We start from the raw sequence: 10221 nt of genomic DNA, 5'->3' as shown, positions 1-10221 counted from the left end.
CTTCACAACAACTTTGCAATACCTGTGATTATTCGTAGCTTTCTAAATTAGAGAAGGCACTGACAAGGTTTTGTCCAGAAGTGTGCTGTGTGTGGGCGCTTTGATGCTTGGTCTTGCGATGTACACCAGTACCTAGAGCTAGTAGGGGTTATTTTTGGTTAAACAAAGCATTACATTGAAAACGATTTTCAACTATTTCATCTGCTACATCTTTTAAATACTCAAACCATTCGTCATTGACGATGTTAGTCACTAATACATACTCTGTATCAGCAATGCAGAGTAATTGGTTTACTAACTTAGTAAAAAAACCTTTCCCTTGCAGAGTAGGGTGCAAATCTAATCTCTCAATCTGAGCTACTTTCTGCACGGAAAAATCCATTAACAACTGGCACCACACTTCAGAGTCAGTATTGTTTTTGCACATAACTAATACCTCACCGTTAGGTAGAACTAATTCCTTAGTAGGTATGTTTTTTTCGCTAGCATATTTAATAATGTGAGTTTTGGTTTTATCAAATTGCGTTAGATAAGTTATGTCACTACGATAAGCAAGATGAATTACTTCCTCTCCGTTGCTGTCATGAATTAGTAAGCCGAACTCCCCATTTTTTCCTTTTTCTAATGAAGAAATATATTCTTTTGCTGCAAGCTCAATTAATTGCTCAACTAGATTCTGCTCTGGAATGTTTGGAACTAGAAGTGCTGTAGATGCCTGAAGCTCATGAATAGGGGAATCTAATTTAAATGTGAATGCCATAGGTTTTTCCAAAAAATTTTAATGATGTTTATCCTTGTAAGGGGTAAGCCGCTTTTGACATTCTACTCGGATACTTGTAAGGAGAGTCTTTTAAGCATTTTCAATGCATTGTCGAAAATAGGAGTAGAGATGTGCTCTGGAAACTCTTTTGGCAACCTCGAATTTAAACGTTCTATAGCTTTTGGAAGCTCGGTTTTCATTGTGTCGAGAATTTCCTGCATTATCTCTTGTTCAAAGCGGACATGCTGTGCGGTTGCCAGAAAATGGCGAGGGTAAATCTTGTGGATTTCGTATTTTCTACCCCTTGATGCTCTTAGCCCCATGGCTAGCTTCAACTGCCTGATGTTAAGTCCTTTTTTACCTAATAAAGGGTAAGCAGACAAAATGTCATAGAAAGGCGTTAAGCGGTAGCTTCCCGATTGCTCAATTGTGATCGAATAGTTTTTCGCATGACCATCAGTCGCTCCAATGACCCATTGATACACCTGGAACTTCATAAAATTGTATCGGTCGGCAAAGGCATTTGAAGACCCAGATAACAAGTCCATAATTTCTAAGACTCCAATGCCGCCATCAGATTCGTACTTGATTGATGCTGGCAGCGAAGCTGCCTGACACATATCTTCTTGTGGTAAACGTTGAATGTGAGTCTTCTCATTCGTCCATTTTCGGTCAAAACGTTCAACAGCCAATGCTTTGAAGTTCAGGATTTGAATAATTTCAATATTAGGTACATCAAACCCTAGCTCTCGTGCGAGTTCGATACAGAGATACTCATTCTCAACACTATCCGTTAAGTCTAACGTGCAGTTTGGTTGTTGGAGAACTCCCATTGGGAGTTTGATGATGTGAGTCGTCGGAGTATTGCCACTTGGTAAACACCAATGGCTATCCACTTTAAGTAACGCAGTTTTAGCTTGTGCGCCAGCAATGGCTATACGGAAATCATCGGAACCTTCAATCATTCCATGTGGTGTTCCTGCCTGTAGTGCTGACAATATGAGTTCGAGCGTTTTTTCATCTAGGATTTCATACTCCAAGTCTGGCTTATCATTTTTTGTATCAGGTGGCAGTAGAGTAAGAGCACCTACAACATCACGACCAACTGCTGTGAGCAAATCGAAAGGTTGTTTAGTGGAGGTTTTAAATCTGGCGGCTAAACGGCTTCTTGTATCAGGTGAGTCTGGGAGAAGATTGTCAAAGTAATTGAAGACCGCTTCAGAAGATATAGTGTTTTTCTGCATTTTAAGAGACAGAGATAAAGGCCGAGCGTTGTCATTGTTCAGCCAGGAAGAATCATATTTAAAGCTGAGTCTGTTGTCTGGATACTTTGCTAGAGTCCCGACAAGCTCGTTGTTCATATATGCTGTTAGCCTTTCCATTACCAGTGAGCCTTTTTGCTATATGGTTTTGTCTCGTTTATCAAACAGAGTGTTGGCAAGAGCCACTTAGCGAGTGATTTGACTAACGACGTCACCGAACAAGACTGGTCTAAATTGAGTCTGATCTACTGATACATTGATATAGCGGGGATCTGGTTTGCCTGCACCATCTAGAATGATACTGTCATGTAAATGCCCGTGAACATTGATCTTTCCATGTAATTCCTGAGGATGTATAGGGCAGTGTGTAAACCAGGTATTTCGTTTAGATAGCATCGAGTGAATCTCATCGAAGCCAGCTGCGAGTGCGAGCATCTTGCCGTTGACCTTCATGTTTGTACAATGATTGCCAAGTACGAGCACCTTCTTCGTACATTGAATACTTGCAACCCTCTCTAGCCAAAATGGGGTCGTTGCAATATCTCCAAGTAGGATTAACGTGTCACGAGGTTGTACAAATGATGCAAGGTTATCAAATAGAATATTATGGTGCTCTTCAGGAGAATCGAATCCTGAACGATATTTCAATATATTATCATGTCCGAGGTGCAAGTCTGCGGAGAGTACAAATCTACTCATAAGAATATTCTCAATAACGATATTATGAATAATATACACTTGAACTGTAGTATTGTTCAAATAAATATTTTTCTTTACCTTGAATGTAATATATAGAAAATAATAAACATAAAGTGTTACTTTTTATTTATTAAAATAATGCACTGTATGTCTGCCTAAGTTTTTTAGATCAAAATTGCTTGGCACATTTTTTTGCCAAGATTGGCAACGAGACTGCCAGTAGTGGCAGAGTAAGTGTCAGGATTGGCAGTGAATGTGCCAAGTGTGGCAGAAGAAATTTAGTAGAAAAAACGATGTTCTACCTTTTATTAAGTGATTTTAAATAATGTATCCTTATATTAGAATTATAACTTTATAATAATTATAACAGTTATAATAGTTATAACATGAAAAAGTCAATAAGTAAAAACTATTTTATTACCATAATTATCTTGGTTCAATTTAATAATTAAATTATTCGTAATTATATTTATGATTTTTATTTGATTTAATAATTAAAAATGTAAAATAAATTAGACTATTTTTTGCACAGTTACTTTGCTGTTTAGGAGAGCAATTGATGTTTTTTAATGATCTGGTGTATGCGTTGTCTGCTAAGCCCAAGCGTTCTGGCGATATCACTTAGGTTAGTTTTGTTATTTGTGGCTAGTTGTTGTGTTAACAGGTCTTTGATCTGCTGGTGTTGTTTTAGATTCGCTCCATATCCAACGCTCGGGCCACGTCTAGTTTCAATGCTATTGATTCGTTCTACACACTCAAAGCGATGCAAGATCCCAATCAGTGTGGTCCAAGTATTCAACTCATTGAAAAGCGTCAGACACTCTTTTTCGTTCCAAGCATTTGGCTCCGTAGGATCTAAACATCTCACTATCGCGATACACCACGAGGGCCAGTTTCTAAAATCATCTGGTTTGATTTGTTTTATTTTTTTATAGCTAGCTGGATAAGTCACTTTGCATGTCTGAACAATGTTCTTTGATAGTGTGATCCAGTCCCCTGACATAGCGCTATCTTTACAGTGACGTAGAAATACTCGTGGATGCGGCGCATAGCCGCTGACCAGATCATACAGTTGTCGTCCTAACTTTTTCTGTTTGTTAGGCTGTGCAAGATACTTTTCGTAAGCAGTGCTGTTCTGGTTGGGCAGGTGTTTCAATGCAGTGATAACTGCGTATTTTTGCTGTTTATAAAGTTTAGTGGACTTAATGGGATGGTGTTTTTCGCAGTAGTAGTGAGATCGGCTGCGTAGACGCCAGCATAGTGCGCAGTAAGGTAGAACACTGTTCCAACGAACCTCTTCCTCTTGATGTTGTGGAGTGAGTGAACGCAGATCCTTTAACCCCCAGAGCACTTGATCTAAATAATCAGTGTGTTGCTGGCTATCAAGCCCGAACCCCCGCAAATCTAGCACCGTTTCAATAAGTTTAATTGTTTTATTTAATCCGCCATAAATTTCTACGATATCTGCAAGCTTGATAGCGTTGGAGCTACGGTGCTTTTGGAGTACAGAACCATGTTGACTGAGTAACGTGTTAAACCATGGTTCGAGAACAATGTTCCGAAAGGCATCGACAGCGTATAAATACCCAGAACGACGTCGCTGAGCAATTTTACAACCTTGAGATTCGGCCTGGTTTTTTAAGTCATTAATTGCTGTTTCTAGCTGTACTCTCAATGCATTGCGTTTTTGATCTAAGCTCATTAGTTATCATGTCAATATGGTTTGTTGCTTATTCTATATTATGAGTCAGGTGATGAGAATCTAAGATGCGACTAAATAATAGAGAAATAAAGGTAATAAAATGTTTGTAAGACAAGAGCAGTTAGCGAAAGAGATCGGGGTAAGCGTAAGTACCTTGTGGCGTTGGCGTCGGGACGGAAAAATGCCACCTGTTGTTACGCTAAGTTCTAGAGTTGTTGGGTGGCAAAGAAAAGACATTGAGCGATGGCTAGAAGAACAAAAATAGATGCACTTGTTACTGCGAGAACAGTGTTCTCGCTTAACCTTCGTAAATATAAAGTAAGTCATTGTGTACATGATTAATAACACGCATAAAAATGCTCTTGCAGGAACCTTGTTCCTGCTTTTGTCTATCTCAGGGAGCTAATTTCTTCTTAAATCTTCATCAGTTGAACGGAGAACGATGTTCTCCGAATTACGAAAGACAGAGTTAGGTGTTATCCGACTCGTGTTTGGGTTTCTCAGGCAAAGGCTGATAGCTTTCAAACGCTACTGCGAGAACACTGTTCTCGCTAAAATCATCAAAAACTAAAGTTTGCTCATTTCATTGATAGATAAAAAGCCCTCTCAGTGCAGAACTCTCTGGTGAAAAATGTGTTACCCATTATCTTTCATAAGTGGGTTTGTCAGAACCAATGGGGTAATGAACGTAAGCTCTGAAACATTTTGCCCCATTCGGAGTTACGCCTAGTTGATAAATTATTTTACTTAGCGGTGATTTGACATACTTTTGGTCATACTAGAAGTAGCCACTATATTGGTGGCTATTCAGTAAGCATTAACGCTTGATTCTCTTAAGGTAACTTCGTACTGATATTTCCCAGTGGATAGCAGCACGAGGTTAACATAAATTAAGTTATAGCAATTTAAAGTGATTCAATAAACTCTTGTACCGTAGCTTGATTGTTATAGCACCAATGACGACATATTTTCGCAAAAATTTCGTCTTCAGTTGTAGGTAATGATTTTGATATTTCTCTAAAATAATCATGAAAATCAACGCCTTGAGATGACTCTTTGGCTATGTTAATTCTATGGGGAGCGACTCCTAGCTCTGCTGCGATAGTATGATTATCCATACTTACAAAATGTCCATATATTAGTTCGTCTGGAGCCAGGTTGGTCGGCAAATATCTATCGACATGATTACTACCAAGCTGATTTGTAAATTTGCCTTTTGAGTCGCCATCAAATACTGCTCTAAACTTATAGTCATCGACATTGTTCATAAACACTTCACAACGCTTTTTTAGATCTCCTTCAGACCCTGCAATTTCGTATGAATATAGATCTGCTAGTTCACCCAGCATCTCCTTTATAAGTATGAGAGCAGCTTCATCTTCTACGCATAGTAACCCTTTTTTTGACGTGGTTTTTTGAAGGCCTAGTTCAAGAATTTCTCCAACAGCTTCGAAATCCTTGTGAAACTGTTTCTCAGTGCCAGAATCAATCATTAAATTAATTCTGTCAGGAGATATAAAGGACAGAACATGTTCTGAATGAGTAGATAAAACAACGCTGATCCCTTTTTCTGCAATTAACCATGCAAGGCAATTCATCAACCTTTTTTGTGTCTTCGGAGGGAGATAGCTTTCAGGTTCTTCAATTAGTAGTAGAGAACGCTCATTAACACTAGAGATCCGCTCAATTAACCAGAAAAAGTAAAGTAATGAAACTTCTCCAATACCCATCGTTGAACTTTGATATGTAACTCCACTTCTTTCCACTTCAAATACAGGAAATACAGGATGATCTTCGTATTCTTGCTCAATATTCCATACTTTTACCGACGTGTACTCGGTATTTGTAAGATAGTTTATGTTTAACAATTGTTCATCTGAATAATTTCTAGCCCCAATTTGCTCTAACTGCTCGTCTAAGTTGTCTATTTTACGAACAAAGGATAAATAAGTGGGAACATAGGAGCATGGGTCAAACAAATATGGTGTTACTTCTCCGTCCTCTAACTCTGTAGAATCAATAACAATTTGTTTGCCATCTCTGTCTATGGATACCTTTACTTCAATGTTATTAGGGTCAAGTAAGTTGTTAACTTTACAACGATTACTGTTTTCATTCGCTAGACTATTGTAAAGGGATGCTATTAGAGTACTTTTACCTACCCCATTTTTACCTGCTATAGATGTCAAACCTTTGGTTAAATTTAATGCAGCTCCGACTAATATGCCTCCACTGTTGACTTTGAACTCATTAACAAAACAGTTAAAGTTTCTTCTACTACTTGTTCGCCAGTAGTCGTTAAACCTTGCTTGCTTAAACTGAATCATCTACAAAGCTCTCCAATCTAAGTTTTTCGCTAATGCAAGGAGTTCATCATCTGATACAGATGCCCTATTTACTAAATGAGAAAACTGTTCAACTAACTTTTTTACTTGAAGGTCATCAAAATTGGTATCTGAATAAATATAAAACAAGCCATGTAGCACTACGTCCCTTAAGATAACTGAAGAAGTGTCTGCTACCCTTGACGTTGAACGGTCAATGAAAACCGTCATAGCTTGTTTAACACCTTCAGTCGTAGCTTTAAATTTTGGATGGGCAAAAAAATCTAGTTCGTCATTAGTTCGGCTCAATTCAAAATCTGAAATGAAGCTTGCTAATCGATTAATAGGTAAATCAAACTTCTCGAGACTAATAACAAAAAGTATCCATGAATGAAAGCTAGCTTTGTTAAATCTTACAGTTGAACCACTGAGTTCCAGTGCTTTAGAGAGGGTAGTAAGTGCACTTTTTAATATAGAAATACATCTTTTAGAAAAACCACTCTCGGAACGGTATTTATCAGTAATAACAGAGGAAGTTATTTTTTTGCCTAGTATGCCGTTTTCTATTGTTACTAGCAGCTTAGCAACAACATCATCATATGCCATTCTCGAATTGGTGAAGCCAATAGTAGACTTGTCAAAACCTAATTGATTTGTCATGTAATCTGCGATTAACTTTACTTGTTGTCTCGACTCTCCGAAGAAAGCATTTCTTTGCTCTGCTGAAGTAAGACTGGTTGGGTGGTTCAGGCGATGGAATAGTTCCCCTGGTTCTCCAATTTTATAATCACTTATAGTTAGGAAACGAATTGTAAATAATTCAATGTGATCTTGATAATGTTGGGGAAGCTCGTCCCAATATAAGCCATCTAATGCGAAAATTTCATCTTCTTTAGGTTCTAAAGTTCCATTAATTGGGAATTCACCTGCAATAAAATCCCGAATTGATACAAGCCGTTGCTGACCGTCCAATACTTCGATTTTATCCGTAGATGGGGAAGAAATAAGATGTATTGGTGGGATATGCCACCCTCTTAAGATGCTATCTATTAAACGTTGCTTTTTAAGAGGGTTCCAAACCTCACCCCTTTGAAAATCAGGTTGAAGGTCTATAAGTCCGCGCTTAATGCGATTAACAATCGAGAATACGTCAGGATCAGATGTCTTAATGTGCATTTTTTTGTCCCATAGTCATGATTTTATTACATTAACTGAAGGTTTAGCAAAAGTATAGAAATGGAGTTTTTGAGTTTTTAATATGTTGATTAAACGCAACAATAGCAATGACAAGATAATGCTATAAAAGAATAAATTAATGTTGTAAAGGTAGGGGACTTGAAGCAAAAGGGGGGCTTTAGGGGTAACTTGCTTGGTTTGAGTTTAGATACTTTTTCTAATTTTATGCGCCTCAGATATTACAAAGGCCCTAAATCATTTTTGTCCAAAAATAATTTATAAATTGTTTGCTATAGCCCCTGCATTTGCCATTAAAGAAGTTCACTCATTTCTGGCACACTATTGGCTTGCTCTAGCAAGTATTCACACTCTGTTTGGATGAGTGACACACATAGCTCTATGTGTTCACGTTCCCCATCGTCGATTCCTTGAGCTTCGGTAAGGTCAATCGCTTTCTTCAGAGCATTTTTTATAGCACCAACGGTTTCTACCATTATGGAAGCCATTTTGGTGCCTGAATAACCCAGCAGAGCGCCGAATTCAGCGAGATCATAGCTGGTGATAGGGCGTTTGAAGTTACCTTTCGGCGGATTTTGAAAGTCTTCACTTTCCCAATCGCCAATCGACATTGCAAAATATTGAGGGATGCTGGCGGCACGGCCCTCATCAGCAGACAATTTACCGCTTCGTGAGTTGCGTTTTGCTCCCTCTTGAGCGATTGCTTCTATGTTTACTAAATCATAAAAAGGGGTCAGTTCCAGACCTTTAGGGGTGACGAAGAAGCTAATATTTTTACCATGGGCATCGTAGTTTAGCGTTGCTAGATTAAAGAGCATCCATTGGGTGAGCTTTAGGTTAGTGATGACCGTGTCTATGGTTTTGACGCACAGTAGGCGTGGGAAAGAAACACCATCACGCATATATACGCCATCACCTTCATCCCCATTCTGACGCTCGTATTTGTAACCTGGAGGTAAGTCAGTCGCCTGGCAGCCATCAATCACATGTCTTCGTTGAACGACATCACGAGCTTCAATATAGGCACGATCGAACCGCTCAATTATCAGTGTCCTAGTCTTCCCAATGCGAGTTAACTCAACATTAGCGACGTCCAAACCTGCTAGCTTGGCTAATGTCATGCAAAAGAACTCATTAACAGCAATACACGGTGCTTTACCGCTTTCAAATTTCAGAATGTAGTTCGAACTTAATTTGCCTTCACCAAACCCCCACTCATCACCGCGCTTAAGTAAGTTTAACTTGTTTTGAACACCAGCAACCGAAAGGCGAATCTTACCGTCCCAATACACTAATGGCGCTAGATTTCGCTCTAGTCGTTCTATTAGTTCATCATCAGGTACAGATCTAAAGCTGGTTTCCCCAGGTTCTGAGCCTGGAACTCGAAAAGATAGTGCGCCAGATGTTTCCGCACCAAGCTTACGAATCAGCCCGAATGTATTGCTTTTGGAGATAGTGGTGTTTTGTATCATCTCTTCAAAGGCTTCTCCTTCAGGAAGGAGATTTCTGAGATAGTTCTCGATACTACGTGGCGAAGCCTGATCATCGAAAGGGATGTGGGGCGAAATCGGGAAACCAGTGTGTTTCCATTCATCTTCATAGATGAATGAGAATTCTGTTTCTGTTCCGACAGGAAGAATCAAACGACCAATTTTGGTATTCGTACCAATAAACACGTCTAACTGTTGTAACTTACTCATACCAACCGTCCTCATTGCTTCTCACGCTGTTTTCAGTTTGGGAGGTTATTTGGCTATGTGGACGAACAAATAGGTTTAAATCGATAAGGCGTAAAGATAGCCCTAAGATGTCCATGAGGACGAGTACATTGGCAAAGGTGACACTGCTATCGCCTTTTTCTACTTTCATGATTGTTCTACGAGATAAGTTGGCTTTTGAAGCGAGATCATCAATACGCCAGCCTCTATCGGTGCGCTTTGAGCGAATGGCGCTCCCCAGCGTTTCCATACTGAACTCGGTATTCAAATCAGGCATAGGTCGTGCCTTTACCATCTTACCTTTTTTCATAAGTGCCTTTTAATGTACTTTTGTCACTATTGGGTTCATCTTAATATATAAGTTCACTATAACTCACTTTTGTTGTGACTGTATAAGAAATTATATATAAGTGCAATTTAAGTCACTTATGGTTGATTTGCGAGTTTAATACCTCTTTTTATTCTCTATGAGAGAGTTTTATCAGCCAGAACGACATATTTGGCAACAGCGTAGTATTCAGATTAGTATTGGAAGAAGACAGAGAAGAGTGCGTGATCGGGG

The 10221-nt window shown here is 38.9% G+C and carries 9 protein-coding genes; 1 reads left to right on the top strand and 8 read right to left on the bottom strand.

What is annotated here, in order from left to right:
* Window positions 1-148: 148 nt before the first annotated feature.
* The 4 genes from R7P72_RS17065 to R7P72_RS17050 form a co-directional block, all read right to left on the bottom strand.
* Entirely contained in the window at window positions 149-760 is a 612-nt protein-coding gene (locus tag R7P72_RS17065) for a hypothetical protein (protein ID WP_020904256.1), read from the bottom strand.
* A 62-nt stretch (window positions 761-822) separates the two neighbouring features.
* Window positions 823-2142, bottom strand: a complete 1320-nt coding sequence (locus tag R7P72_RS17060) for a type II toxin-antitoxin system HipA family toxin (RefSeq protein ID WP_315620821.1) — start codon at window positions 2140-2142, stop codon at window positions 823-825.
* A 66-nt stretch (window positions 2143-2208) separates the two neighbouring features.
* The gene (locus R7P72_RS17055; RefSeq protein ID WP_318110733.1) at window positions 2209-2721 is read right to left on the bottom strand and encodes a hypothetical protein; all 513 of its coding nucleotides are present in this window, start codon (window positions 2719-2721) and stop codon (window positions 2209-2211) included.
* A gap of 544 nt (window positions 2722-3265) precedes the next feature.
* Window positions 3266-4423 carry a hypothetical protein gene (locus R7P72_RS17050; protein ID WP_031853610.1) on the bottom strand — a complete coding sequence of 386 codons (1158 nt, stop codon included), beginning with the start codon at window positions 4421-4423 and terminating at the stop codon, window positions 3266-3268.
* A 100-nt stretch (window positions 4424-4523) separates the two neighbouring features.
* Between R7P72_RS17050 and R7P72_RS17045 the strand changes: the two genes are divergently transcribed.
* On the top strand, window positions 4524-4688 hold the full coding sequence (locus R7P72_RS17045; RefSeq protein ID WP_005480576.1) for a helix-turn-helix transcriptional regulator: 165 nt from the start codon (window positions 4524-4526) through the stop codon (window positions 4686-4688).
* 640 nt (window positions 4689-5328) lie between these two features.
* Here the strand turns inward: R7P72_RS17045 and R7P72_RS17040 are convergent.
* The 4 genes from R7P72_RS17040 to R7P72_RS17025 form a co-directional block, all read right to left on the bottom strand.
* Window positions 5329-6750 carry an ATP-dependent nuclease gene (locus R7P72_RS17040; RefSeq protein WP_225477675.1) on the bottom strand — a complete coding sequence of 474 codons (1422 nt, stop codon included), beginning with the start codon at window positions 6748-6750 and terminating at the stop codon, window positions 5329-5331.
* The gene (locus R7P72_RS17035) at window positions 6751-7923 is read right to left on the bottom strand and encodes a DUF262 domain-containing protein (protein WP_225477673.1); all 1173 of its coding nucleotides are present in this window, start codon (window positions 7921-7923) and stop codon (window positions 6751-6753) included. It abuts the gene before it with no gap.
* A 311-nt stretch (window positions 7924-8234) separates the two neighbouring features.
* Window positions 8235-9641: a HipA domain-containing protein gene (locus tag R7P72_RS17030; protein WP_318110732.1), complete on the bottom strand. Its 1407-nt coding sequence runs from the start codon at window positions 9639-9641 to the stop codon at window positions 8235-8237.
* On the bottom strand, window positions 9634-9969 hold the full coding sequence (locus R7P72_RS17025) for a helix-turn-helix domain-containing protein (RefSeq protein ID WP_140219113.1): 336 nt from the start codon (window positions 9967-9969) through the stop codon (window positions 9634-9636). The genes R7P72_RS17030 and R7P72_RS17025 overlap by 8 nt, the downstream gene beginning before the upstream one ends.
* Between the last annotated feature and the right edge of the window lie 252 nt (window positions 9970-10221).

The organism is Vibrio sp. Vb0888 (assembly GCF_033338835.1).
Classification (GTDB): domain Bacteria; phylum Pseudomonadota; class Gammaproteobacteria; order Enterobacterales; family Vibrionaceae; genus Vibrio; species Vibrio alginolyticus.
This window is presented reverse-complemented; position numbering and strand designations above follow the sequence as displayed.